At 69.0% G+C, this 25818-nt stretch carries 25 protein-coding genes and 1 pseudogene; 6 read left to right on the forward strand and 20 right to left on the reverse strand.

Features of this window, described 5'->3' with window-relative positions:
• Positions 1 to 5 precede the first annotated feature (5 nt).
• Positions 6 to 656: a response regulator gene (locus ACFWPA_RS15560; protein ID WP_378570891.1), complete on the forward strand. Its 651-nt coding sequence runs from the start codon at positions 6 to 8 to the stop codon at positions 654 to 656.
• Between the two features lie 57 nt (positions 657 to 713).
• Here ACFWPA_RS15560 and ACFWPA_RS15565 read toward each other — a convergent pair whose 3' ends face one another.
• Positions 714 to 1106: a hypothetical protein gene (locus ACFWPA_RS15565; RefSeq protein ID WP_378570847.1), complete on the reverse strand. Its 393-nt coding sequence runs from the start codon at positions 1104 to 1106 to the stop codon at positions 714 to 716.
• Here ACFWPA_RS15565 and ACFWPA_RS15570 point away from each other — a divergent pair.
• A pseudogene (locus ACFWPA_RS15570) lies at positions 1009 to 1464 on the forward strand (serine hydrolase domain-containing protein); the annotation flags it as partial. The gene ACFWPA_RS15565 and the pseudogene ACFWPA_RS15570 overlap by 98 nt on opposite strands.
• A 234-nt stretch (positions 1465 to 1698) precedes the next feature.
• On the opposite strand, the gene ACFWPA_RS15575 reads toward ACFWPA_RS15570, so the two are convergent.
• The 8 genes from ACFWPA_RS15575 to ctaD all read right to left on the reverse strand — a co-directional run bounded on the left by ACFWPA_RS15575 (position 1699) and on the right by ctaD (position 10556).
• Positions 1699 to 2859, reverse strand: a complete 1161-nt coding sequence (locus tag ACFWPA_RS15575) for a class I SAM-dependent methyltransferase (protein WP_378570849.1) — start codon at positions 2857 to 2859, stop codon at positions 1699 to 1701.
• 7 nt (positions 2860 to 2866) lie between these two features.
• Positions 2867 to 3856: a class I SAM-dependent methyltransferase gene (locus tag ACFWPA_RS15580; protein WP_378508284.1), complete on the reverse strand. Its 990-nt coding sequence runs from the start codon at positions 3854 to 3856 to the stop codon at positions 2867 to 2869.
• A gap of 98 nt (positions 3857 to 3954) precedes the next feature.
• Entirely contained in the window at positions 3955 to 4734 is a 780-nt protein-coding gene (locus tag ACFWPA_RS15585) for an enoyl-CoA hydratase/isomerase family protein (protein WP_378508283.1), read from the reverse strand.
• Positions 4735 to 4777: 43 nt separating this feature from the next.
• Entirely contained in the window at positions 4778 to 5587 is an 810-nt protein-coding gene (locus tag ACFWPA_RS15590; RefSeq protein ID WP_378508282.1) for an NUDIX hydrolase, read from the reverse strand.
• A 75-nt stretch (positions 5588 to 5662) separates the two neighbouring features.
• Complete coding sequence (locus ACFWPA_RS15595; protein ID WP_378508281.1) at positions 5663 to 6493, reverse strand: ABC transporter ATP-binding protein; 831 nt, start codon at positions 6491 to 6493, stop codon at positions 5663 to 5665.
• A gap of 207 nt (positions 6494 to 6700) precedes the next feature.
• Positions 6701 to 7459, reverse strand: coding sequence for an aminoacyl-tRNA hydrolase (locus ACFWPA_RS15600; RefSeq protein WP_378570851.1), 759 nt, complete (start codon positions 7457 to 7459; stop codon positions 6701 to 6703).
• Entirely contained in the window at positions 7456 to 8676 is a 1221-nt protein-coding gene (serB, locus tag ACFWPA_RS15605; RefSeq protein ID WP_378508428.1) for a phosphoserine phosphatase SerB, read from the reverse strand. The genes ACFWPA_RS15600 and serB overlap by 4 nt, the downstream gene beginning before the upstream one ends.
• Positions 8677 to 8822: 146 nt before the next feature.
• Entirely contained in the window at positions 8823 to 10556 is a 1734-nt protein-coding gene (gene ctaD / locus ACFWPA_RS15610; protein WP_378570853.1) for a cytochrome c oxidase subunit I, read from the reverse strand.
• A gap of 274 nt (positions 10557 to 10830) precedes the next feature.
• On the opposite strand from ctaD, the gene ACFWPA_RS15615 reads away from it, so the two are divergent.
• Genes ACFWPA_RS15615 through ACFWPA_RS15625 form a run of 3 tightly spaced genes read left to right on the forward strand, consistent with a single transcriptional unit; the run spans position 10831 to position 14021 of the window.
• Positions 10831 to 11835, forward strand: a complete 1005-nt coding sequence (locus tag ACFWPA_RS15615; RefSeq protein WP_378508278.1) for an ABC transporter substrate-binding protein — start codon at positions 10831 to 10833, stop codon at positions 11833 to 11835.
• 34 nt (positions 11836 to 11869) lie between these two features.
• Complete coding sequence (locus ACFWPA_RS15620; RefSeq protein WP_378508277.1) at positions 11870 to 12946, forward strand: ABC transporter substrate-binding protein; 1077 nt, start codon at positions 11870 to 11872, stop codon at positions 12944 to 12946.
• Entirely contained in the window at positions 12936 to 14021 is a 1086-nt protein-coding gene (locus ACFWPA_RS15625; RefSeq protein WP_378570893.1) for an HtaA domain-containing protein, read from the forward strand. The genes ACFWPA_RS15620 and ACFWPA_RS15625 overlap by 11 nt, the downstream gene beginning before the upstream one ends.
• Positions 14022 to 14079: 58 nt before the next feature.
• Here ACFWPA_RS15625 and ACFWPA_RS15630 read toward each other — a convergent pair whose 3' ends face one another.
• The 5 genes from ACFWPA_RS15630 to nrdH form a co-directional block, all read right to left on the reverse strand.
• On the reverse strand, positions 14080 to 14463 hold the full coding sequence (locus tag ACFWPA_RS15630; protein WP_378508589.1) for a VOC family protein: 384 nt from the start codon (positions 14461 to 14463) through the stop codon (positions 14080 to 14082).
• 234 nt (positions 14464 to 14697) lie between these two features.
• Positions 14698 to 15660, reverse strand: coding sequence for a class 1b ribonucleoside-diphosphate reductase subunit beta (nrdF, locus tag ACFWPA_RS15635; protein WP_378508588.1), 963 nt, complete (start codon positions 15658 to 15660; stop codon positions 14698 to 14700).
• Between the two features lie 49 nt (positions 15661 to 15709).
• Positions 15710 to 17896 (reverse strand): class 1b ribonucleoside-diphosphate reductase subunit alpha, encoded by a 2187-nt coding sequence (nrdE, locus tag ACFWPA_RS15640; RefSeq protein ID WP_378508469.1) that lies wholly within the window; start codon positions 17894 to 17896, stop codon positions 15710 to 15712.
• Positions 17854 to 18312: a class Ib ribonucleoside-diphosphate reductase assembly flavoprotein NrdI gene (gene nrdI, locus ACFWPA_RS15645; RefSeq protein WP_378508468.1), complete on the reverse strand. Its 459-nt coding sequence runs from the start codon at positions 18310 to 18312 to the stop codon at positions 17854 to 17856. Before nrdI ends, nrdE begins: the two co-directional genes overlap by 43 nt.
• A gap of 41 nt (positions 18313 to 18353) precedes the next feature.
• Positions 18354 to 18587 (reverse strand): glutaredoxin-like protein NrdH, encoded by a 234-nt coding sequence (nrdH, locus tag ACFWPA_RS15650; RefSeq protein WP_378508467.1) that lies wholly within the window; start codon positions 18585 to 18587, stop codon positions 18354 to 18356.
• Between the two features lie 418 nt (positions 18588 to 19005).
• Here nrdH and ACFWPA_RS15655 point away from each other — a divergent pair, with 418 nt between their 5' ends.
• On the forward strand, positions 19006 to 19842 hold the full coding sequence (locus tag ACFWPA_RS15655; protein ID WP_378508466.1) for a siderophore-interacting protein: 837 nt from the start codon (positions 19006 to 19008) through the stop codon (positions 19840 to 19842).
• A gap of 23 nt (positions 19843 to 19865) precedes the next feature.
• On the opposite strand, the gene ACFWPA_RS15660 is transcribed toward ACFWPA_RS15655, so the two are convergent.
• From ACFWPA_RS15660 to ACFWPA_RS15685, 6 genes are all read right to left on the reverse strand, one after another.
• A complete protein-coding gene (locus tag ACFWPA_RS15660) occupies positions 19866 to 20462 on the reverse strand; it encodes a CHAP domain-containing protein (RefSeq protein ID WP_378508465.1) in 597 nt (198 codons plus the stop codon).
• A gap of 81 nt (positions 20463 to 20543) precedes the next feature.
• On the reverse strand, positions 20544 to 22244 hold the full coding sequence (locus tag ACFWPA_RS15665) for an MDR family MFS transporter (RefSeq protein ID WP_378508464.1): 1701 nt from the start codon (positions 22242 to 22244) through the stop codon (positions 20544 to 20546).
• A 94-nt stretch (positions 22245 to 22338) separates the two neighbouring features.
• Positions 22339 to 22797 carry a MarR family winged helix-turn-helix transcriptional regulator gene (locus ACFWPA_RS15670; protein WP_378508463.1) on the reverse strand — a complete coding sequence of 153 codons (459 nt, stop codon included), beginning with the start codon at positions 22795 to 22797 and terminating at the stop codon, positions 22339 to 22341.
• Between the two features lie 74 nt (positions 22798 to 22871).
• Complete coding sequence (locus tag ACFWPA_RS15675; protein ID WP_378508462.1) at positions 22872 to 23306, reverse strand: MarR family winged helix-turn-helix transcriptional regulator; 435 nt, start codon at positions 23304 to 23306, stop codon at positions 22872 to 22874.
• A gap of 102 nt (positions 23307 to 23408) precedes the next feature.
• Positions 23409 to 24869, reverse strand: a complete 1461-nt coding sequence (locus ACFWPA_RS15680) for an MFS transporter (RefSeq protein ID WP_378508461.1) — start codon at positions 24867 to 24869, stop codon at positions 23409 to 23411.
• Between the two features lie 131 nt (positions 24870 to 25000).
• On the reverse strand, positions 25001 to 25813 hold the full coding sequence (locus ACFWPA_RS15685) for an SDR family oxidoreductase (protein ID WP_378508460.1): 813 nt from the start codon (positions 25811 to 25813) through the stop codon (positions 25001 to 25003).
• Positions 25814 to 25818 lie beyond the last annotated feature (5 nt).

Consider the following 25818-nt stretch of genomic DNA (forward strand, 5'->3'; position numbering starts at 1 on the left):
CTGCCGTGCGAGTGGTGCTCGCCGAGGATGGGGCCCTGCTGCGCGAAAGCCTCGCTGCGATGCTCGAGCGATTCGGGTTCGAGGTCGTGGCCGCGGTCTCGGATGCCGTGGAATTGGAATCGGCTGTCGCCGAGCACTGTCCGGATCTGGTTGTGACCGATGTGCGGATGCCACCGGGTTTCACCGACGAGGGGTTGCGCGCAGCAGTGAAACTGCGACGAACCTGTCCGGGGCTTGCCGTCGTCGCGCTGAGCCAGTATGTCGAACTGAGTTACGCCGACGAACTGATGGGCGCGGAAGGTGGCCGGGTCGGTTATCTGCTGAAGGATCGCATCGTCGATGTCGAGGAGTTCGTCTCCACCCTGCGGCATGTGGTTGCCGGCGGCACTGTGATCGACCCGATGGTGATACAGCAGTTGTTCCGTCGTCGGCGGGATCCGTTGGCGCAGTTGTCGCCGCGCGAACGCGAGGTGCTCGCCTCGATCGCGGAGGGGCATTCGAATGCGGCGGTCGCCGCTCAGTTGTTCATCACGGAATCGGCTGTGGGCAAACATGTCGGCAACATCTTCAACAAACTGGTGCTGCCGCCGACCGACGACACGAATCGTCGGGTGCTGGCCGTGCTCGCATATCTGCGTCGGGACGAGCTCGGCTGAGACATTTGCAGAACCTGCACGGTGCACGCACCGACCACGGGAGTGGTTGCCGGCTTCTCAGGCGTCGGGATCGGGGATCTCGTGCGGCCAGTAGTCGGGTAGGCGGGTGGCGGGGATGATGGCGGTCACGCTGATCGCGGCCAGGATCAGCAGGCCGATTTTGAGGGTGCGGAGCCGCGTGTCCTCGTTGACAGCGACGGCGGCGTCGACCTGGTCGGGTGTGGCATCGGTGCCGTCGAGAACCTCCCGGATTCGGTCGTTGCTGACGAAGTTGACGTCGTCGGCACCGTGAACCGCCGGGCGGGCAGTGACGTCAGGTACTCGGTCAGGCGGCGATCCAGAGGCACAGGCTGTGCATCGGGCCGCGACGAATCTGCTCAGCAAGAAGTTCCCCGGGTTGGCCTTCGCGATCGTCAAACCCGACCCGAGCACCCCCGGGGCCTCGCTCACCACCACATACCACGACGGACACGCCAGCCTCGACCCGAGCATCCCGGTCGGCCCGCAGACGCAGTTCGAGATCGGATCCGAAACCAAACTGTTCACCGCGGCGCTGCTCGCCAAGCAGGTGGCCGAGGGGGACGTGGGTCTCGACCATCTGGCCTCGTCCTACTCCGACTGCCACCCACTGCCGAGTCGTGACGGGGCGCAGATCACGCTGCGCGAGTTGGTGACCCACACGTCGGGCCTCGCGGACGACCCCCCGAACCTGGACGCCGGGTGCCACGGACAGAACCCGTGTCCGGAAGAAAAGGCCTGGGACACCGAGGGCCTGCTGTGGGCAGGTCTGCAGGACAATGGCGCCCTCGTGAGCACGCCCGGCACACAATGGCTGTACTCGTATCTCGGCTTCGGACTACTCGGTCACCATCCTGTCCAACGGAGGGGGGAGCCTCTCCGTGCCAGGGACGCCCGCACACCAGATCGTGCCTGCCGCCAAGCGGCTCATGAACGAGCTCATGTTCGGAACGCTGTTGTCGCACGGCTCGACGGGTTCGTCGATCTTCGGGAGCTGCGGGCGCGGGGAAGGGTCGGGCGCTTTCTACCCCGCGCTGCGGACTCCTGCCGCACAGACGAATGCGGTCGGGGTGCGGCCGATCCGGGTGAGCACGACACTCAGCGACGCGCTGCCCCGCAGCTTGAGCCGGGGCCGCAGCGTCGCAGGGTCGACGTCGACGCCGCGGACCAGGATCTCGACGACCCCGCAGTCATGCCGGGCCAGTTCCTGCCGCAGCGCCTTCTCGGAGTACTTGAGCCGCGCCAGGACTCGGAAGCCGCGCACGCCTGCGGGCACCGCATCGCCGGTGAGGTAGGCGATCCGGGGGTCGAGCTGCCAGAGCCCGTGCCGGGCCGCGTAGTGCCGCACCAGCCCGGCCCGGACCACGGCGCCGTCGGGGTCGACGATCCACTCCCCCGGCTCGCGTTCCGGGATGTCGTCGGGTTCGGCGTCGGTAATCTCCCAGCCGCTCCCGTCGGCGTCCAGGACCGTCGCTCGGCGCCGCACCCCGTCACCGGCGAGCCCGGGCGACCACAGGCACGCCTCACGCACCCCGCCGGACAGCGAGACGATCTCCACCTCCCCGTCCCAGCCGAGCTCGTCGTAGTCGAGGCCGGGCGCGCATTTGACGGCGAGGTCGCGGCCCGCGTAGGCGTCCAACAGGTCCGGCAGCGGCGGCATCAAGGCCGCCGGGTCGTGCCTGCGCCTGCCCCCGGACCGGCGGGCCGGGTCGGCGAGGACGACGGTGCCACGGCTGCACGGCCGCAGCGCGTCCGCCCGGATCACGGTGGCGCCGGGCACGTTCCGCGCCGCCATCGCCAACCGCACCGGGTCGAGGTCGCTGCCGAGGACGGCGCCGGCGACGCCGACGAACGCGGCCAGTTCGGCACCGATCGAGCAGGTCACGTCGTGGACGTCGCGGCCGGCGAGCCGTTCCGCCCGCCTGCGCGCGACCAGTGTCGGGGTGGCCTGTTGCAGCGCGTCGTCGGTGAGCAGCCAGCCGTCGCCGACGAGCTTGCCCGCGGCGCGCCGCCGCAGCAGTACCGTCTCGACGAGCGCTCCGGCCCGATCACCGAAACGCGTACGCACCCGGCCGATGTCGGCCAGGTGCGTACGCGCGGTCAGGTCGAGACGATCCACCTCGGCGAGGTCGGCTGCGGCGCCGCTCAGGTACCGGACGTCCTCGGCGGTGAAGTCGTATCCCACCGGGAGGTCAGGACTCCTTCTGGACCGGCTTCACGCCGGTGATCATCACGTTGTAGAAGAAGTTGCGCGGGACGACGTGCTTAAGGACCTTCTCGTCCACCCAGCTCAGCGTCTTGAACCCGCCGAACGCGAAGCGCGCCCAGCCCCAGCCGAGCTTCTCCTGCGGGACGGCCGCCTCGAAGGTGCGGACCGGCCAACCCAGCAGCGCCGCGGCGAACTCCTCGGTGATGGCACGAACCTCGACACCGCCAGCGGACTTCGCCATGTTCTCCAGGTCGGTCGGGTCGAACGTGTGGATGTCGACGACCGCCTCGAGTGCCGCGGCGCGGGAGGACTCGTCGAGCTCTTCCTGCGGACGACGCCAGTCGGCCAGGAACGGCAGCTTGGTGATGGTGGTGGTGGCCTCCCAGGTGAGGCGTCCCAGCCAGCGGGCGTAGAAGTTGCCGACCGTGGACGGCTCGCCCGCGAAGACGAACCGGCCGCCCGGCTTGAGCACCCGGAGCACCTCACGCAGGGACTGCTCGACGTCCGGGATGTGATGCAGCACCGCGTGCCCGACGACGAGGTCAAAGGTGTTGTCGTCGTAAGGAATCCGCTCTGCGTCGGCGACGCGGCCGTCGACCTCGAGTCCGAGGTTCTCGGCGTTGCGCAGCGCGACCTTGACCATGCCCGGAGACAGGTCGGTCACCGACCCGGTCTTCGCGACGCCGCCCTGCATCAGGTTGAGCAGGAAGAAGCCGGTGCCACAGCCCAGTTCAAGCGCCCGCCCGTACGGCAGCGGCAGGTCGCCAGCGACGGCGTCGAACCGCCCCTTGGCGTAGTCGATGCAGCGCTCGTCGTACGAGATCGACCACTTGTCGTCGTAGGTCTCCGCTTCCCAGTCGTGGTACAGAACCTGGGCGAGCTTGGTGTCCTTGAGCGCGGCCTCGACCTGTTCGGCGGTGGCGTGCGGGTTCGGAGCGGGATCGACGACGTCGTCGTTCGAGCTTGCAGTCATGGTGGTGAGCCTACCCGGTGGTAAGGGATGAACAAGTTCTAGTTTCAGAGAATGATCGTCCCGGGAGCCGCGGCAGCGCGACCCCCGGGACGACGGTGCTACTTGCCGACGAACTTCGCCTTACCCGGCCCGTTCTCGATGAACGACGCCATGCCGATGGACCGATCCTCGGTCGCGAACAGGCCAGCGAACTGCGCGGCCTCGATCTTCAGTCCGGTGTTCAGGTCGGTGTCGAGGCCCTGGTCGATGGACGCCTTCGCCGCGGCGAGCGCACGGGCGGCACCGCCGACGAACTTCGACGCCCACGCGCGTGCCGCGTTGTACACCTCGTCGGGCGCGACCATCTCGTCGATCAACCCGATCGCGAGGGCCTCCTCGGCAGCGACGAAGCGACCCGTGAACACCATGTCCTTCGCCTTCGCAGGCCCGATCAGCCGGGCCAGCCGCTGGGTGCCGCCGCCACCGGGGATGACGCCGAGCAGCACCTCGGGAACCCCCAGCTTCGCGTTGTCACCGGCGATGCGGCGGTCGGCGCCGAGCGCGATCTCCAGTCCGCCACCGAGCGCGTAGCCGGTGATCGCCGCGACCGTCGGCTTCGGGATCTCCGAGATCACGCCGAGCGCGGACTGCAGCTCACCCGCGATCGGCGCCATGTCGGCGTACGACATCTCCGCCATCTCCTTGATGTCCGCACCGGCGGCGAACACCTTCTCGCCGCCGTACACGATCACCGCGGCAACGTCGTCGTTGACGGTGGCCTCGCGGGCCGCGGCCCGCAACTCCTCCTGCAACTGACGATTCAGCGCGTTCATCGGGGGACGGGCCAGTCGGATGGTGCCGATGCCGTCGGAAACTTCGAGGGTTACGAACTCAGCCATGCTCGAAGGCTACCGCTAGCGCGCGAACCCGGATCCGGCGGCGCTACCGGGTGCTCCAGGGATGGATCCCTGCTGCGTAGTACGGCTCCTGCCCCGGGAACCGCACCCGCAACCCGCCGTCCTCGCGGTACAGCGTCGGCAGGATCTGCGGGATCTCCGGCTCGGCGGCGAGCACCTCGGCCACCGACCCGAAGGACGCGATCGACCGCAGCTGCGTCCACGTCGGCGGCAGCAGCATGGTGCGGCCCTCCCGCCAGTCGGTGATCGCCTCCTCCGGCGTCTGCCAGGCGACGGCCGCGGCCTCCGAGGTCTCCCCGTCCGCGTTCTGCCCCGCGGGCGCCGCGGCGACGAAGAAGCGGGTGTCGTACCGCCGGTGCTCTCCGACCGGGGTGATCCAGTTCGCCCACGGCCGAAGCAGATCCGCGCGCAGCACCAAACCCTCACCGGCGAGGAACTCGCTGAACGAGAGTTCCCGCGACTCGAGCTGATTGCGGGCCTGCGCGTAGCCGGACGTGTCGGAGACGACCGTCTCCGCGGTCGGGCCAGCGAGCAGCACCCCGCACTCCTCGAACGTCTCCCGCACCGCCGCGCACACCAACGCCTTCGCCCGCGCCTCGTCGACGCCGAACCGTTCCGCCCACCACGACACCGGCGGGCCCGCCCACGCGACCTCCGCGGTCGCGTCCTGCGGGTCGACGCCGCCGCCGGGGAACACCGTCATCCCCCCGGCGAACGCCATCCCGCCGACCCGGCGGAGCAGGAACACCTCCGGCCCGGACGCGCCGTCCCGGACGAGGATGACGGTGGACGCGTCCTTCACCGGGACGTCGGCGTGCAGTTCATTCGAAGCCATGTGACGCAACTTACGCCGCGCGAACCGCCGCCGACCGGCACCCCCCACACCCGCTCCGGGCGGAGCGGGGGTGGGTCAGCGGCGATGCTGGCCGGGCAGCCTGCTGCGGCGCGCGAAGAAGCGCCCGTCGACGCGGTCGAGGGCGATCGACTGGCTGAACGCCGCGGTCAGGTTCTCCGCCGTGATGACGTCGTCGATCAGCCCCTGCGCGACAACCTCCCCCTCCTTCAGCAGCAGCGCGTGGGTGAACCCGGGCGGAATCTCCTCGACGTGGTGGGTGATCAGCACCGTCGCCGGCGCGTCGGGGTCGGCGGCCAGGTCCCCGAGCCGGGCGACGAGCTCTTCGCGACCACCGAGATCGAGGCCCGCGGCGGGCTCGTCGAGCAGCAGCAGCTCCGGGTCGGTCATCAGGGCCCGGGCGATCAACACCCGCTTGCGCTCCCCCTCGGACAGGGTGCCGTAGGTGCGGTCGGCGAGGTGCTCGGCGCCGATGCTCTCGAGGATCTCCACCGCGCGGTCGGTGTCCATCTCCTCGTACCGCTCCCGCCAGCGGCCCAGCACCGCATAGCCTGCGGACACGACGAGGTCCTTGACCAGCTCGTCCGCGGGAACCCGGTTCGCCAACGCGGAGGACGACAACCCGATCCGCGGCTTCAGCTCGTTCACGTCGACCCGGCCGAGGGTCTCGCCGAGCAGGTTCGCGTGCCCCGAGGTCGGGTACACCTCCCCAGCGGCGATGCGCAGCAGCGACGTCTTCCCTGCCCCGTTCGGTCCGAGCACGACCCACCGCTCGTCGAGCTCCACCTTCCAGGTCACCGGACCCACCAGGGTCACCCCACCGCGGCGGATGAGGACGTCGTCGAAGTCGATGAGCAGATCGGGATCAGGTTCGGACACGGCTGCCATCTTCCCGCACGAACGTCGAGGCCGTGCACCGGGTCCGGGCGCGTGTCGGACCTCCGCACCCGAGGCACCCGAACGGGCATCGCGGGGGCACCGACGACTCGAGGTCCGGCCACACGCCGGGCGCCGCGAGTTGGTCGTGTTCCGGTGATTCCGACGCTCAGCGCCACGAAGGCGCCCAACTCGCGGGACGGCCGGAGCGCGTCCCGCTCACCCCCGAGCCGGGACCGCGATCACCGTCATCGATCCCGGCGCGACCTCGGTGAACCCGGCGTCCCGCACCGCAATCGCGCGGCCATCCGACTCCGCGCGAACCAGGGTCGACCAGAGCTCCGGGTCGGCGTCGCGGACCGAGCACCGGTAGCCGTCCGCCGCCCACATGGCCGCCCGGTCGACGGTCATCGCGCCCGCCAGGATCATCGCGGCGTGCCCGACCTGCGCCGCCGCCTTGCCGACGGTCATGCCGAGTCGGGCGTTCAGCCACAGCACCGGGGCGTCGGCCGCAGGCTCGCCCGGGTCGTCGGGTTCGAGGTCGGTGCCGCCGATCTGCAGCTTGCGCAGCCGCGGGTCGAGCGCGCCGACCTCGGTGGGCACGAACGCCCGGGCCTGCGCGCCGCGCACGTCGACGGTGACCCCGTCCACCTCCTGCGCGGCCCGCCAGTGCGCGCCGCGCGCCCGGCGCGCGACCTTCCGGATCCGGGCGTCGGTCCAGGCGCGGTACGCGGCGTGCCACGGTCCCGGTTCCCCGTCACAGCCGACCCCGACCCGCTCATCGAGACACACCGCGATCGTCGCCGCGGCCGCCGCCGCCAACAGCGCACTGCGTTCGGGGGGATCGGGTTTCGGGATGTGCAGCACCAGCGGCATCGCCAGCACCCGCCCCGGATCGTCCGGGTCCGGCCGGTCACCGTATCCGGCGGCGAGGACCGCGTGCCGGGCCGCGAACCCGGCGTCCGGCACCGCCGTCACAGCGGGACCCGGCGCACCAGCCCATCGACGGCGTCGGCGGCCTCGACCTCGTGACGGGTGATACCGAGGACGAAGAGCACGGCATCGAGGAACGGGTGCGAGAGCGCGGTGTCCGCGACCTCCTTCAATGCGGGCTTGGCGTTGAACGCAACCCCCAGGCCTGCGGTGTTGAGCATGTCAATGTCGTTGGCGCCGTCACCGACCGCGACGGTCTGCTCGAGCGCCACCCCTGCCGAGTCGGCGAACTCGCGCAGCGCGCGGGCCTTCGCGGCCCGGTCGACGACCTCGCCGACCACCCGGCCGGTGAGCACCCCGTCAACGATCTCGAGGGTGTTCGCGCGGACGAAGTCCAGTTCCAGTTCCTCGGCGAGGCCCTCGATCACCTGGACGAAGCCGCCGGAGACGACGCCGCACTTGAAACCGAGCCTGCGCAGCGTCCGGATGGTGGTGCGGGCGCCTGCGGTCAGTTCAATCGACGCGGCCACCTCGTCGATCACCGTCGCGGGCAGTCCCGCGAGGGTCGCGACCCGCTGATGCAGGGACTCGGTGAAGTCGATCTCGCCGCGCATCGCCGACTCGGTGACCTCACGGACCTTGTCCTCCACGCCCGCGTGGGCGGCGAGCATCTCGATGACCTCGCCCTGCACGAGGGTGGAGTCCACGTCGAACACGATCAGCCGCTTCGCCCGCCGGGCCAGGCCCGCCCGCTCGACGGCAATGTCGACCGCCTCGACCATCGCGAGCTCGGACAGTCCGGTGCGCAGCCGTGCGTCCGCGTCGTCGCCTCCGTCGGCGGCGGTCACCATCAGCTCGAGCCCGGTGACCGGGTAGTCCGCGACCCCCCGAATGGAGTCGATGTTGGCCCCCTGCTTCGCCAACTCCCGCGCGATGTGACTGAACGAGCGCGCGGTGACGGGGCTGCCGAGCACGACGACGGCGTGCGTGGACGGAGCGGGCCGCTCCGCAGCGCCCGCGCCGATCTCGACGTCGACGGTCATGCCGACGGTCGCCATCGCGTCCTCGAGCGCCTCCTGCAGCGCCTCCGGGTCCGCCGGGCACTCCACGAGCACGCCGAGCGTCAGTCGACCGCGGATCACGACCTGCTCGACGTCGAGCAGGCTGACGTGGTGCCGCGACAACGCGGCAAGCAGCACCGAGGTGACACCGGGCCGGTCCCGACCGGTCACCGTGATCAGGACCGTGGTCCCCGACTTCATCGAGGCATCCGCACCCACCGAGAAACTCCCTCCATCCCGTGGTCGCCGCCACGGGTCTCGCCCATCATTGTGCCAACCGTGCTTTCACGACCAGAAGGCCCCGCCCAAAACTCGGGCGGGGCCTCGTGGTCAGCTGCGTGCCACGCCTAGCGCGCGTCCTCCAGGACGGGGGCGTCGTGCTGCTTGTGGCCGGGACCGACGTGCGCCTCGGCGCGCATCCGCTCGACCATGTGCGGGTAGTGCAACTCGAACGCGGGCCGCTCCGACCGGATCCGGGGCAGCTCGGTGAAGTTGTGCCGCGGCGGCGGGCAGCTCGTCGCCCATTCGAGGGAGTTGCCGTAGCCCCACGGGTCGTCGACCGTGACGACCTCGCCGTACCGGTAGCTCTTGAACACGTTCCAGATGAACGGCAGCGTCGAGGCGCCGAGCACGAACGCGCCGATCGTGGAGATCGTGTTCAGCGTCGTGAAGCCGTCCGACGGCAGGTAGTCCGCGTAGCGACGCGGCATGCCCTCGTTGCCGAGCCAGTGCTGCACCAGGAAGGTGGCGTGGAAGCCGAGGAAGGTCAGCCAGAAGTGCCACTTCGCGAGGCGCTCGTCCATCATCCGGCCGGTCATCTTCGGGAACCAGAAGTAGATGCCCGCGTAGGTGGCGAACACGATGGTGCCGAACAGCACGTAGTGGAAGTGCGCGACCACGAAGTACGAGTCGGTGACGTGGAAGTCGAGCGGCGGGCTGGCGAGCAGGACGCCCGAGAGGCCGCCGAACAGGAAGGTGACGATGAAGCCGACGGAGAACAGCATCGGCGACTCGAACGTCAACTGCCCCTTCCACATCGTGCCGATCCAGTTGAAGAACTTCACGCCGGTCGGGACCGCGATCAGGAACGTCATGAACGAGAAGAACGGCAGCAGGATGGCGCCGGTGGCGTACATGTGGTGCGCCCACACGGCGATCGACAGCGCGGCGATGCCCAGGGTGGCGTAGACCAGGCCGCTGTAGCCGAAGATCGGCTTGCGCGAGAAGACCGGGAAGATCTCCGACACGATGCCGAAGAACGGCAGCGCGATGATGTACACCTCGGGGTGACCGAAGAACCAGAACAGGTGCTGCCACAGCAGGACGCCGCCATTGGCGGGGTCGAAGATGTGCGCGCCGAAGTGACGGTCGACGAACAGGCCGAGCAGCGCCGCGGTCAGCAGCGGGAAGGCGAGCAGGATCAGGACGCTGGTCACCAGGATGTTCCAGGTGAAGATCGGCATCCGGAACATCGTCATGCCGGGGGCACGCAGGCAGACCACGGTGGTGATCATGTTGACGCCGCCGAGGATGGTGCCGAGGCCGCTGACGGCCAGACCCAGGATCCACAGGTCCGCGCCGACACCGGGCGAGTGCACCGCGTCGGTCAGCGGGCTGTACGCGGTCCAGCCGAAGTCGGCGGCGCCACCGGGGGTGATGAAGCCGGCGGTCGCGACGGTGGAGCCGAACAGGTACAGCCAGTAGCTGAAGGCGTTCAGGCGCGGGAACGCGACGTCGGGGGCGCCGATCTGCAGCGGCAGGATGTAGTTCGCGAAACCGAACACGATCGGCGTCGCGTACATCAGCAGCATGATCGTGCCGTGCATCGTGAACAGCTGGTTGAACTGCTCGTTCGACAGGAACTGCATGCCCGGGATCGCGAGCTCCGACCGCATCAGCAGTGCCATCAGGCCGCCGATCAGGAAGAACGCGAACGACGTCACCATGTACATGATCCCGAGGACCTTGGGATCGGTCGTGGTGATCATCTTGTAGATGTAGGAACCCTTAGGTCCAAGCCTCGCCGGGAACGGCCGTTTGGCCGTTAGCTCGGGGACTGGCTGGGGCGCTACGGCAGTCACTGATCCTCCTGAATGTGCCCTTGGTCGCTCGGCAGGCTCGCTCAGGACGTTCGCCTCGGGCAGCGAGACGACCATCCTCATGGCTTGCGCTCTGAGGAATCGTAGACCGTCCCCCCACGATCCGCGGACCCGGTCCTACCCACTGTCGTACTTCGTGTCGGCCGCCTGCCCGCGCCCGCGGCTGACCAGGGGCGACGAGCCCGGCCGCGGTCACCCGAATCCACCCGAAGCACCGGTTGCTAAGGTTCTCCTTACCTAACTGATGGGAGTTCCCGTGAAGGTGCGCAGAAGGCCACTGCTCGCGCTGCTCGGCGCCGCGGCCGCCACCGTCCTCGTCGTCACCGGCTGCTCGTCCACCGACGGGACCGAGTCCGCCGCGCCCGCCGCCGGCGCCGGAGCGTTCCCCCGCACCGTCGACCACGCGCTCGGATCCACCGAGATCCCGGCAGCACCGCAGCGGATCGTCGCCCTCGACACCAGCTACTCCGATGCGGTGCTGCTCCTCGAGACCGACCTCGTCGGCTACGTCACCTACCGGACCGACGGCCTGCCCGACTACCTCGGCGACGCCCGCGCCACCTACGCGGCCGACGCCGTTCCGGTCGGGCCGCTCACCACGCCGAGCCTCGAGAAGATCGCCGAACTGCAACCCGACCTCATCGTGTCCGCGAAGGTCCGGCACGGCGAGATCTACAACCAGCTGTCCAAGATCGCCCCGACCGTCATGTCCGAGACCACGGGACCGACCTGGAAGGACAACATCCGTCTGCTCGGGACCGCGCTGGGCAAGGAGGACCTCGCCGAACAGAAGATCGGTGCGTACGAGCGGCACGCCGCCGACGTCGGGGCCGCCATCAACGCCGCCGCGAACAATCCGACGGTGTCGGTCGTCCGGTTTGCTGGCGAACCGACGGCCCGCATCTACCGGACCACCTCGTTCAGCGGCATCGTCCTCGCCGACGCGGGCATCGCCCGACCCGCGAGCGCCGACCCCGACCCGGCGAAGCCGTCCAGCATCGCCAACGACATCAGCCCCGAGCTGATCACCGAGGCGGAGGCGGACCTGATCGCGGTCAGCACCTACCAGCCGCCGGACGGCAGCACCGCCGTCACCGAACACGCCCAGCCGTTCCTGACCAACCCACTGTGGGCCGGGTTGACCGGGCGGAAGGTCGACGTCAACGACGTGGTGTGGATGGCCGCGGTCAGCGTGCAGGGCGCCGAGGGCATCCTCGACGACCTTGCCCGGGCGTTCGGCGTCGATACCCAGCGCGGATAGTCTCAACCAGCCCCACCGAGAGGACACAAGCCCCATGCGCAAGCCCACCCTTGCCCGCCGCGCGGCACCGATCGCCGCGCTGGCCGCGACCGCCCTGGCCCTGACCGCGTGCGGCGGCTCCGGCACCGACGACGCCGCCAGCAGCATCGTGCGGAGCACCACCAACGTCGCGGGCGCGGGCGTCCTCGGCAACGCCCGCGACACCGAGAACGTCTGCGGCCCCACCGCCCCCGTCGACCCCGCAGGCGTCACCGGCGCGGTTCGCAAGGTCGCGCACGCCGCTGGCGAGTCCGAGATTCCTGCGGACCCGCAGCGCATCGTTGTCCTCGACACCGACAAGCTCGACACCGTGTGCGCGCTCGGACTGCAGGACCGCCTCGTCGGTGCAGCCGTCGCCGGCGCGGTCGGCGCGCAGCCCGAGTATCTCGGCGCGACCATCGCGGCGGTCGAACCGGTCGGCACCGTTCAGGAGCCCAACTTCGAGAAGATCGCGGCGCTGCAGCCGGACCTGATCCTCGGCTCGAAGTTCCGCACCCCGGACGACTACGAGCGGCTCTCCGCCATCGCACCGACCACGTTCACCGAGCGGGTTGGCCTGACGTGGAAGGACAACCTGGTCCTCGACGGCACCGCCCTCGGCCGCGGAGCCAGTGCCCGGCAGGTGCTCGACGAGTACGAGACCACCGCCACCGAGACCGGAAAGTCGTTGAACTCGTCCGAGACCCAGGCGTCGGTCGTGCGGTTCATGCCGGGCATCATCCGCGTCTACGGCCCGGACAGCTTCTCCGGTCAGGTCCTCGCCGACGCGGGCGTGCAGCGGCCCCCGTTCCAACGGCTCGAGGGCGCGCAGGATCGCCGGTTCGCCGAACTCAGCGAAGAGGAACTGCCGAAGGCCGACGGCGACATCATCTACGTCAGCTTCTACGGCGACGAGGCCCGCGGCCAGGGTGTCGACGTCATGAACGGCGACCTGTGGCAGCGGCTCGGCGCGGTGACGGACAAGCGCGTGTTCAACGTCGACGACGAAATCTGGATGACCGGCATCGGCGTGATCGCCGCAAACGGCATCCTCGACGATCTGGAGGTTTCCCTCAATGGCTATGTCAACTAGGCGACTGCTGTTCGCCGCGCTCGGTGCGGCGCTGGTCGCCTCCGCAGGCGCGAGCCTCGCGGTCGCCGCGCCCGCCGCACCGGGGACCGCGCACATCGAGGTGCTCGCCGCCGACGGCGTCACCCCGCTCGGCGACACCGCCGTCCACGAGGGCGACCGGATCGTGGTGCGCGGCACCGGATTCGACCCGAACGCCAACACGGACGGGCTGCCGGTCCCGGTCCCGCCCGGCGTCCCGCACGGCACCTTCGTCACCTTCGGCGCATTCGCCCCGCACTGGCGCCCGTCCGAGGACGCCCCCGCGGAGGCCCGGGTCGGGCAGCAGCGGTCGGCCACCGCGTGGGTGATGTCGGAGTCCGCCCTGAACCGGGTGCCCGACGTCCCGTTCGACTTCCGTCGCACCATCCGGCAGCAGTGGGTGCCGCTCGCCGACGACGGCTCGTTCACCGCGACGCTGACCGTGACGAAGCCGGCGAAGACCGCGCCGGACGCCTCCTACGGCGTCTACACCTATGCGGCCGCGGACGCGGTCAACGCCGCGGAAGAGCTGTCCGTCCCGGTCACCTTCGACCCGGCCCCCGGCCCCAACACCCCGGTACCGCCTGCCCAGGACCTGCAGTGGGGCGTTGCGCCCGGCTACACCGACCTGGTCAAGTCGACGACGCAGGGGTCCGTCGTCGGCAGCGACGGCGCGTCCGTCCGCGGCGACGGCAGGCTCACGTTCGAACTCGATGGCGCCGACGTCGACCCGGCGACCGGCCTCGGCACCGTCCGCTACCGCGGCACCGTGGTCTCGTTCACCCGGTTCCACCTCGCCGAGATCGCGCTCGCGAACCCGTGGATCGAGTTCACCGACCGCGGCGCCTTCCTGTCCGCGGAGACCTCCGACGGCAACATGGTCGGCACCGACGCGATGCACCGGATCCGATTCGCGCAACTCGACACCGCGGCGACACCGGGGTCCGTCGACGGCGAATTCACCGACGTCCCTGCACGTTTCGAGGCGCCCCTCGCGCCCAGCATCCTGCTCCCCTACTCCGGGCAGCAGGCCGCGCCGGTCACCTTCCGGTACTGATCAGCGGGCCGCGCGCCGACGTCGGACCCGCCCGTCGCGGGCGTCCGGCGTTGGCGCGCTAGCCTGCCGTCTCCCACAGACCCATGATGTTCCCCTCGGGGTCCTTGAAGTACGCGGCGAACCCCATCTCGCCGACCACCGTCTTCTCCCCCACCGGCTCCCCGCCGAGGGTGGTGATCTTCGCCAGCGCGTCATCGATGCTGGCGACGTCGATCGTGATCACCGGACCCTGCGGGAACGACGGCTCCCGTTCGAACATGCCACCGCCGATATAGCCCGGTTCGGCGGGCATTCCGGTGTCGGCCGTCGGCCCGGTGGCCACACCGGTGTAGTTGTACTCCGGAATCTCGTGGTACTCCCAGCCGAACACGTCCCGGTAGAACGCTCGTGCCCGGTTGCCGTCCGAGAACGGGACCTCGAAATGCACCACCCGACCACTCATCGCCGCCTCCTGACGCTTGGTGAATGTCACGTTCGACGCTAGACCGGTTCGGGTCGCGTTAGAAGAGCACCGAGCGCCAACACCAGCCACCTGACCGCCCCCCACCCCCCTGACCGCCCCCGCCCCCTGACCGAATGTGGGATTCGGTCAGGTGAAGTGATCGAATCCCACATTCGGTCAGGGACGGGGTGGGGGTCGGGCGGGGTCGCGGTCGGGCGGCAGCGGGAGGGGGCGCTAGAAGTCCCAGTCCTCGTCTTCGGTGTTGACGGCCTTGCCGATGACGTAGCTGGAGCCGGAGCCGGAGAAGAAGTCGTGGTTCTCGTCCGCGTTCGGGGACAGCGCCGACAGGATCGCCGGGTTGACGTCGGTCTCGTCCTTCGGGAACAGGCCCTCGTAGCCGAGGTTCATCAGTGCCTTGTTCGCGTTGTAGCGGAGGAACTTCTTGACGTCCTCGGTGAGCCCGACCTCGTCGTAGAGGTCCTGGGTGTACTCGACCTCGTTGTCGTACAGCTCGAACAGCAGCTCGAACGTGTAATTCTTCAGGTCGTCGCGCTCGGCCTGGGTGAGCTGCTCAAGTCCCTTCTGGTACTTGTAGCCGATGTAGTACCCGTGCACGGCCTCGTCGCGGATGATCAGCCGGATCAGGTCCGCGGTGTTGGTGAGCTTGGCCCGCGACGACCAGTACATCGGCAGGTAGAAGCCCGAGTAGAACAGGAACGACTCGAGCAGCGTCGAGGCGACCTTCCGCTTGAGCGGGCTGTCCCCGGTGTAGTACTCGAGGACGATCTCCGCCTTACGCTGCAGGTTCGGGTTCTCCTCCGACCAGCGGAACGCGTCGTCGATGTCGCGGGTGGAGCACAGCGTCGAGAAGATGCTCGAGTAGCTCTTGGCGTGCACCGACTCCATGAACGCGATGTTGGTGTACACCGCCTCCTCGTGCGGGGTCAACGCGTCCGGGATCAGCGAGACGGCGCCGACGGTGCCCTGGATCGTGTCGAGCAGCGTCAGGCCCGTGAACACCCGCATGGTGAGCTGCTGCTCGTGCGCGGTCAGCGTGTTCCAGGACGGGATGTCGTTGGAGACCGGGACCTTCTCGGGCAGCCAGAAGTTGCCGGTGAGACGATCCCACACCTCCGCGTCCTTCTCGTCGGGGACGCGGTTCCAGTTGATCGCCGACACCCGGTCGATCAGCTTGATCTTCTGGCTCACGATGCCCTCACTCCATTCGAAAAGTCGTTAGCAAGACTCATAGCATGCAACTGACGCAACCCTCCACCTCGGTGCCCTCGAGGGCCATCTGCCGCAGGCGGATGTAGTACAGCGTCTTGATGCCCTTGCGCCACGCGTAGATCTGCGCCTTGTTGATGTCGCGGGTGGTGGCGGTGTCCTTGAAGAACAGCGTCAGCGACAGGCCCTGGTCCACGTGCTGGGTGGCCGCGGCGTAGGTGTCGATGATCTTCTCGTACCCGATCTCGTACGCGTCCTGGTAGTACTCCAGGTTGTCGTTCGTCAGGTAGGGCGCCGGGTAGTAGACGCGGCCGATCTTGCCTTCCTTGCGGATCTCGATCTTCGACGCCACCGGGTGAATGGAGCTGGTGGAGTTGTTGATGTAGGAGATCGACCCGGTCGGCGGGACGGCCTGCAGGTTCTGGTTGTAGATGCCGTGCTGCTGCACGGACGCCTTCAGTTCACGCCAGTCGTCCTGCGTCGGGATGTGCACGCCCGCGTCGGCGAACAGCTGCCGGACCCGCTCGGTTGCCGGCTCCCACACCTGGTCGGTGTACGTGTCGAAGTACTCGCCCGTGGCGTACTTCGACTCCGGGAAGCCGGCGAAGTAGCTGCCGCGCTCCTTCGCGATCTCGTTCGACGCCCGGATCGCGTGGAACACCACCGTGTAGAAGTAGATGTTGGTGAAGTCGATCCCCTCGGCCGAGCCGTAGTGGACGCGTTCGCGGGCGAGGTAGCCGTGCAGGTTCATCTGCCCGAGCCCGATCGCGTGGCCCTCGTCGTTCGCCCGCCGGATCGACGGCACCGAGTCGATGGACGTCTGGTCGGCGACCGCGGTCAGCGCGCGGATGGAGGTCTCAATGGTCTGCGCGAAGTCCGGCGAGTCCATCGTCTTCGCGATGTTCAGCGACCCGAGGTTGCAGGAGATGTCCTTGCCGACCTTGCTGTAGGTGAGGTCGTCGTTGTACTCGGACGGGGTGGAGACCTGCAGGATCTCCGAGCACAGGTTCGAGTGGGTGACCTTGCCAGCGATCGGGTTGGCGCGGTTCACGGTGTCCTCGTACATGATGTACGGGTAGCCGGACTCGAACTGCAGCTCGGCGACGGTCTGGAAGAACTCGCGCGCCTTGATCTTCGACTTGCGAATCCGCTTGTCGTCGACCATCTCGTAGTACTTCTCGGTGACGTTGATGTCGGCGAAGGGCTTGCCGTAGATGCGCTCGACGTCGTACGGCGAGAAGAGGTACATGTCCTCGTTCTTCTTCGCCAGCTCGAACGTGATGTCCGGGATGACGACGCCGAGGGACAGCGTCTTGATCCGGATCTTCTCGTCCGCGTTCTCCCGCTTGGTGTCGAGGAAGCGGTAGATGTCGGGGTGGTGCGCGTGCAGGTACACCGCGCCCGCACCCTGACGGGCACCGAGCTGGTTCGCGTACGAGAAGGAGTCCTCGAGCAGCTTCATGATCGGGATGACGCCGGAGCTCTGGTTCTCGATCTTCTTGATCGGGGCGCCGTGCTCGCGAACGTTGCTGAGCAGCAACGCAACTCCACCGCCGCGCTTGGACAGCTGCAGCGCCGAGTTGATCGCGCGACCGATGGACTCCATGTTGTCCTCGATGCGCAGCAGGAAGCAGGAGACGGGCTCGCCGCGCTGCTTCTTGCCGGAGTTGAGGAACGTCGGGGTCGCCGGCTGGAACCGGCCGGAGATGATCTCGTCGACGAGCTGCTCGGCGAGACGCTCGTCGCCCGCGGCGAGGGTCAGCGCGACCATGCACACCCGGTCCTCGAAGCGCTCCAGGTAGCGCTTGCCGTCGAACGTCTTGAGCGTGTACGAGGTGTAGTACTTGAACGCCCCGAGGAACGTCGGGAACCGGAACTTGTGCGCGTACGCGCGGTCGATCAGATCCTTGACGAAGTTGCGGGTGTACTGATCGAGAACCTCACGCTCGTAATAGTTCTCCTTGATCAGGTAGTCCAGCTTCTCGTCCAGGTTGTGGAAGAAGACGGTGTTCTGGTTGACGTGCTGCAGGAAGTACTGGTGCGCGGCCTCGCGGTCCTTGTCGAACTGAATCTCGCCGTTCGGGCCGTACAGGTTCAGCATCGCGTTCAGCGCGTGGTAGTCGAGCTCCCCCGCGGACGAATCGGGTCGTGCCGTAGCGCGCTCTACACTCCCAGCCGGGGCTGCGTCTGTGATGGTCGGTGCCACTGTTCACTCTCCATGAAATGCTCGAGACCGTCACGGACGGCCACAACGTCGTCGGCGGTGCCCATGAGTTCGAAGCGATACAGGTACGGAACCTGACATTTCTGCGAAATCACGTTGCCGGCATAGCAATACGACTCGCCGAAGTTCGTATTACCGGCTGCGATCACCCCTCGAATGAGGGAACGGTTATGCGTGTTATTGAGGAATCTGATGACCTGCTTCGGCACGTAACTGGTGTCTCGGCCGGTCACCGTCGTCCCGCCACCGTAGGTGGGCAGGATCAGGACGTACGGTTCATCGACCTCGAACGTGCCGTCGCGGTCGTGCAACGGGATGCGGATTGCGGGGATTCCCAGCTTCTGCACGAAGCGATGGGTGTTCTCCGATGCACTGGAGAAATAGACCACCGAGGTCACGGCCGATCATCTCCGTAGGTCTGCTCGGGTGACGGGCCGCTTCAGGCGACGCTGGCCGTCAGGGACTTGATGCGATCCGGGCGGAAACCGGACCAGTGGTCGTCACCGGCCACCACGACGGGCGCCTGCAGGTACCCGAGAGCCATCACGTAGTCACGCGCCTCGGCGTCCTCGGAGATGTCGATGACGGAGTACTCGACGCCGGCCTTGTCGAGCGCCCGGTAGGTCGCATTGCACTGAACGCACGCCGGCTTGGTGTAGACGGTGATGCTCATGTAAGTCCTCTTCCCCTTGGCTTACGAACGGATCAGTGACGGACGACGAACAGTGGTGCTGGCACCTCGCGAAACACGGTCGGACACGCCCACCGACGGCGGGATCGGGACGTTGTCATGTGACGTCGATCTCACCTACCGAGCAGTCCGTCGGCCCTGTTTCTCAGCCTTGTCGGCCCTGTTTCTCGACCGTTCCGGCACTGCCCTCTCGGTGTTCTAGACACTACACCTAGTGGCCGACATATCCACACAGCGCGAGATGTTGTGAACCACAATCGTGAAATTCCCAGGTCGCGCGACGCCGAGGGCGACGCGCCGCAGGTCGCACCGGCGTGTCGCCCATCACACTTTCCTTCGTTCACGCCCCGCCAACCAGCGGGTGTGCGGCATCGCGCAGCAACACCCCTACTGTTGGTGCGTGCCCGCCGACGACGAACCCCGATTCCGCGCCAGCGTCGCCGCAGCGGCGACCCTGTCCCCCAGCCTGCGGCGACTCCGGTTCACCGGTCCCGAACTCGCGGGGTTCACCTCGAGCGGCGACCCCGACGAGCGGGTGCTGATCGACTTCGAGGACGCGGCCGATGACCGCCGGCACAATCGCAGCTACACCGTCCGGGCGTGGCACCCCGGCGCCCGGATGCTCGATGTCGACTTCGCCGTGCACGCGGGCGGCCCCGCTGCCGAGTGGGCGCGGACCGCGGTCCCCGGCGCCGCCGTCCGGGTGTCCCGGCCCAAGGGCTGGTACCGCCCACCGGTGGCCGCCCGGCGACTGCTCGTCCTCGCGGACCTGTCGGCGCTGCCCGCCGCGGGCCGGATCGTCGAGTCCGTTTCGGCCGGGGTCGCGGTGCACGTCGCCGCCGAGGTCCCCGACGCCGCCGACGAGCAGACCTGGGACAGTGCCGCGGACCTGAGCATGACGTGGCTGCACGGAACCGGTAACGGGGCGACCCCGAGCGCGCTGCCTGGGGCGCTGCCCGACCTCGTCGCCGCGCATCGGCCGGACTATGTGTGGGCGGCGGGCGAGACGGGCGCCTCCCGCACGGTCCGCGGGTATCTGCGCCGAACCCTCGGCTGGGCGCCGGAGCGGTATCACGTGATGGGCTACTGGCAGGCGGACAGGGAGCGGTGGCTGGCGCGCTACGCCAAGGTCGAGGCGCAGATGGAGGAGCTGACCGCCCGCGAGCTGACGTCCGGGCGGAGCCTCGAGGAGGTCCGGGACGCGATCGACGACGCCCTCGACCGGGCCGGCCTGTAGCGGAACCCCAGCGCCGAGCCGGTTCAGGCGCCGAGCCGTCCGAACCCGACGACGGCGGAGTCGGACGCCCAGTCGATGCGGTGCACGCGAATCCGGCCCATCTCGTTGCCGCCGACGGTGGTCGCGGTGCCGCCGTCCACCGCGACCACGATGTTCGTGTGCTGACCCACCCAGCTGGTGTTGTCGTACAGCACGACGTCGCCGACCACCGGACGGTAGCCAGCCTCGGCGGCCTCGAACCGGCCCTGCGACTCGTAGTACTCCTGCAGCGTGTAGACGCCGGGGATGCGCCAGTGCCCGGAGTTCGGGTTCGACAGCGGCATCCCGGCCTCCCGCATGATCCAGCTGACGAAGTCAGCGCACCACGGTTCGGTCACCCCCTCGGCGTAGAAGGTGCCGGGTCGCTGCGCGTCGTGTTCGGCGGCGAGGAGGTCGACGACCCGGGCCTGCTCCGCGGACAGCGCGGCGCGGTCGATGTCGGGGAACGCGGTGGTGTCCCAGGGCAGGTAGCGGCTCGGGACCGTCAACAGCACGCCCGCGACGAGAACGGCGAGCGCGGTGACGGCGGCGGCCGTCCACCCGAGCACGCGGCGACGGGTACGGGCCTGGGTCGGCGTCATGGGACCAACCTAGCCAGAGAGGAACAGTGTGGGATGCCTCCCGGCATCCGGGAGGCATCCCACACTGTCACCGGGACGCGGTCAGCGCGTGGCGTTCCGTCCGGGTCCGGAGTCGTACTCGGCCCGGTCCTCGAGCTCGTCGATCTCCGAGATCAGCTCGGGGTCGGCGCCACCGATCGACACGGTGTCGGCCGCGCCCTGCGCTGCCCGCTCGGCCGCCAGCTGCTCGATGCCGCTGTGGGTCTTGAGCGCGACCTCCTTGAGGAAGGCGATCGCGACCAGGCTCAGCAGCGCGAGGATGCCGGAGATCAGGAAGATTCGGGCGGTGGCGTCCCCGTAGGCGGCGCGGACGATCTCGGCGATCGGTGCGGGCAGGTCGTTCAGGTTGGACAGGCCCGCGCCGGATCCGCCCGCCTGGCTCATGTCGACGCCGCCCGCGATCAGGCCCTTGGTGATCAGGTCGGCCACGTGGGTGGACAGCACCGCACCGAGCACGGACACGCCCGCCGCGCCGCCGAGCGACCGGAAGAAGGCCACCGTCGCGGTCGCCGACCCCAGGTCGGTCGGTGCGACGTTGTTCTGCACCGGCAGCACCAGGTTCTGCATGGTCATGCCCATGCCCGCACCGAGGATGAACAGGTACACCCCGACGAGCGCCATGTTCGTGCTGTGGTCGGTGGTGCCGAGCAGCAGGAAGCCCGCGGACATGCCGAGCGCGCCGACGATCAGGAAGCGCTTCCACTTGCCGTACTTGGTGATGAGCTGACCGGACACGGTTGCCGAGATCATCGACCCGATCACCATCGGCAGCGTGAGCAGGCCCGCCGCGGTCGGCGAGTAGCCGCGCGCGATCTGGAAGTACTGGCCGAGGAACACCGCGCCACCGAACATCGCGACACCGACGGCGATGCTGCCGAGGGTGGCGAGGGTCATCGTCCGGTCCTTGAACAGGCGCAGCGGAACGACGGGGTCCTTGGCCCGGGTCTCGGCGAAGATCGCCAGGCCGAGCAGCACCACGCCGACCGCGACGAGCTCGTAGGAGGTGGCGGAGGCCCACGCGAAGTTCTTGCCCGCGAGGGTCACCCAGATCAGCAGCACGCTCACGCCGGCGGCGATCAGGGTGGCGCCGACGTAGTCGATCTTCACGTCCCGCTTGACGACGGGCAGGTTCAGCGTGCGGCCGATGACGACGAGGGCGATGACGGCCAGCGGGGCGCCGACGAAGAAGCACCAGCGCCAGCCGAGCCAGCTGGTGTCGACGATGACGCCGCCGAGGAGCGGCCCCGCGACGGTGGCGACGGACATCACCGCGGCCATCGGTCCCTGGTAGCGGCCGCGTTCGCGGGGGCTGAACATCGCGGCGATGACGATCATGCCGAGCGCCTGCAGGCCGCCGAGGCCGAGGCCCTGGATGACGCGGAACCCGATCAGCATCGGGACGCTGGTCGCGAGGCCGGAGAGCACGGAGCCGAGGGTGAACACCACCAGCGACAGCTGGACCAGGAGCTTCTTGCTGACGAGGTCGGCGAACTTGCCCCAGATCGGCGTGGTCGCGGTCGACGCGAGGAGGGTCGCGGTGACCACCCAGGTGTACTGGTCCTGGGTGCCCTTGAGTTCGGTGATGATTGTGGGCAATGCGTTGGAGACGATCGTCGACGAGAGGAACGCGACGAACATGCCGAGCAGCAGCCCGACGAGGGCCTCGACCTTCTGTTTGTGGGTCATGCCGTCGATGTCGGCGCCGGTGGCTGGCGGACTGTCCGGGGATTGCGACGAACTCATGCTCACTCCTGTGGGGACTGGATCCGCACGCGATGGGCGCCGGAATGGACGAGCGGCCGACGAACCGTCGGCCGCGGGGGTGATGGTGACAAGGTCAGTGGGTGGCGGATGCCTGACGGGGCCTGGCCCCGGCCGTGCCGAGCAATCGTTCGAGGCGCGCGGTGAGATCCTGCACCTCGTCCTCGGTCCAGTCGGCGAGCGCGGACATCGCCCACTCGAGCTGCACCTCCCGATGCACCCGGAGCGCCTCCGTCCCCGCCTCCGACAGCGAGAGCAGGCTGGCGCGGCCGTCGAGCGGGTCCGGGGTGCGCACGACGTAGCCGAGCGACTCGGCGTGCGCGACCTGCCTGCTGAGCGCGGACTGCGTCACCCGCAGGTCCTCGGCCATCGCGCTCGGGCGATGCCCCTGCGCGCAGGCGATGTGCGAGAGCAGTGCGCCGAGGGGTGGCGGCAGCATCCCGGGATGGGTACCCCGCGCCGCGACCGCGCGCGCGTGCCGGACCAGAGAACGCAGCGACTCGATCAGATTCGACGCGGATTCCGGACTGACCATCTCACCCTCCATTAGTTGATGGTTGCAACCATATACCCAGTTGATTGCATCCAGCAACTAATGTGGCGTGGCGCTCACCCCACCTCGTCGCCGAGCCTGCGCAACAGCGCCGACAGCGCCCGCAGGTCGTCCGGGTCCCACCTCGCCAGCTTCCGCCGCCACACCGCGATGTGCTCGTCCCGGTGCGCCACCAGCCGCACCCGACCCTCGGGTGTCAGTTCGACCAGGCGCGCCCGCGCATCGGACGGGTCCGAGATCCTGCGCGCAAGCCCGAGCCGGGTCACGGCGTCCACCTGCCTGCTCAGCGTCGACTTCCCCACCCCGAGCACCTCTATCAGCGTTGCCATCGGGACCGCGTCGGCCCGGCGAGTCAGCAGCATCAGCAGCGGATAGCAGGCCGCGTCCAGCTTCGGGTCGACGGCGGTGGCCCGCGCGCGGGCGCTGACCCCGCCGCGCCGCCACATGTCCACCAACTCGGATTCGAGTTCGTCGATCGGATCCGGATCCACGCGCGCCGCTTCCTTCCCATGCCACCGCCCGCCCGGCTTGCCGCCGAGTTGCGATTCCGTTCACGTCCCGCCCCGATGCACGATCGTGCACGACCGCTGTCACTACGCGGTCGCCAACCCCTCTCGCACCTCGGCCCCCTCCCGCCGGGTCGACGTCCGTGCGAGCGGGCCGGACGCGACCACGGTGAGCACCAACGCGAGTGCCGCCGCGCCAGCACCGACACCGAACGCGATCACGAACGCGCCCTCCCTCGGCAGGACGGTGCCGGCGACGGTCAGGGTCGCGAGCAGGGTCGACACCAGCGCGCTCGAGAGTGAACTGCCGACCGTGCGGCAGATCGAGTTGACGCTGTTCGCGACCCCGGTCTCGGCCCGGCTCACCTCCGCGACCAGCATCGCGGGCAGCGCCGCATAGGCGAGGCTGATGAAGACCTGCACCGCGACCATCGCGACGATCACCGACACGGTCAGGTCGTGGGACACCGCAATCAGCACGAAACCACCAACCCCGACGGCGCAGGAGGTGATCATCACCGCGCGGGCACCGAAGCGGTGCAGCAATCGACCGCTGGCGGTCGATGCGATGACGCCGGCGACGGCGCCGGGGAGCAGGTACACCACCCCGGTCTCGAAGATCGTTGCGCCGAACCCGTATCCGGCGGCCTCGGGCGGCGTCTGGACGAGAACGGAGCAGGCGAGGAACGCGACGAACATCGCGGCGCCGACGAGCATCGCGGTGATGTTCGCGACCAACACCGGTCGGTGGGTCAGCATTCGCGGCGACACCAGCGGCTCAGCTGCGCGGCGCTCGAACGCGAACCACCCTGCCAGGACGGCGATTCCGGCCGCCGCGCAGCCGACGGTCGGCGGGGACCGCCAGCCCCAGTCGCCGCCCTCGGACAGCGCGAGCAGGACCAGGATCAACCCCACCGCGAGCAGCACCGCGCCGGTCCAGTCGAGGGTGCCCGCCGCAGCCCGTGCCCGGGGCGGGACCGCGACCACGGCCGCGGCCAGTGCGACGGCGCCGACCGCGGACGCGAGCCAGAACACCCGCCGATAGTCGCTGTCGTCGTGGACGAGCAGTCCGGTAACCACCATCCCCGCGGCGCCGCCGACGCCGAGAGTGCCGGACAGCAGGCCCATCCCGCCGACCAGTCGGTCGGTAGGCAGCTCGTCGCGCAGCACCGCGATGCCGATCGGGAACAGCGCGAACGACGCGCCCTGCAGCACCCGGCCGAGGACCAACCACGGCAGCGTCGCTGCCACCGCCGCGATCAGGGACCCGCACAGCACCGCGACGAGCACACCGATCAGCACCGGGCGTTTGCCGCGCAGGTCGGCGAGGCGGCCGAGGATCGGGGTGGCGACCGCCGCGGCGAGGAGGTTCGCGGTGAGCACCCAGCCGACCGCGGATCGATCCTCGCCCAACTGGATTCCGATGCGGCCCACGATCGGCACGACCACGGTCTGCAGCACCGAAATGGTCATCACGATCAGGCACAACGCCGGCAGCAGCAGCGTCGGCGCCTGCCGGGGCGGCTCCTCCACCCGGGTCGTGGTCATCGCGCACGCCGATCGGCTCCGGGGAGGGGGAGCTGGGCCACGGGCGACTCCTTCGACGTCGGGTGCTGTGCGACACACATTCGCACAGGAGTCCCCGGGTGCCCCTGGTCAGGTCCGCGTCCGGCGCGCGATCAGCTGCCGAACGGCGCTCCGTTCCGGTACGGGAGTGCGTCACCGAGCCGCTGGCCGCCGTCGATCACCATGGTCTCGCCGGTGATCCAGGAGGCGGCGTCGGACGCGAGGAACGCGATCGCCGCGGCGATGTCGCCCGGTTCGCCGATGCGGGCCAGCGCGGTCGAGGCAGCGACCTGCGCCTCGTGTTCCTTCCACAGCGCCTCGGCGAGCCTGGTGCGCACCACGCCGGGGGCAACCGAGTTCACTCGCACCATCGGTGAGAGTTCCAGTGCCAGTTGCTTGGTCAGATAGATCAGCGCTGCCTTGGACACGTTGTACAGGCCGATGCCCGGTTCGTGACCGAGCCCGCCGATGGACGCGGTGTTGATCACCGATCCGCCGTGCTCCCCCATCCACGCCTCGGTGGCGATGCCGGTCCACAGCAGCGGCGCCCACAGGTTCACGTCCATCGTCTTCGCGAACCGGCCGTGATCCTGGGCGATCAGCGGACCGAACGCCGGGTTGGTTCCCGCGTTGTTGACGAGAATGTCGATGCTGCCGAATCGTTCGAGTGTCAGCGCGATGCAGCGACGGGCCTGGTCCTCCTCCACCGCGTGCGCGCCGACCCCGATCGCGTTACCGGTGACATGCGCACCGCCTCCGGCGCTGCTGGTAATCGACGCCGCGGCCTCGTCCGCGGCCTCCTGCTTGCGGGAAGTGAGAACCACGTTGGCGCCCGCGGCGGCGAGTGCCTGCGCGGCAGCAAGACCGATGCCGCGGGAAGCACCGGTGACAATCGCGGTCCGCCCGGTCAAGTCCGTGCTCGTCATGGTTC

It is taken from the genome of Rhodococcus sp. NPDC058505, from assembly GCF_042720095.1.
GTDB lineage: Bacteria > Actinomycetota > Actinomycetes > Mycobacteriales > Mycobacteriaceae > Rhodococcus_G.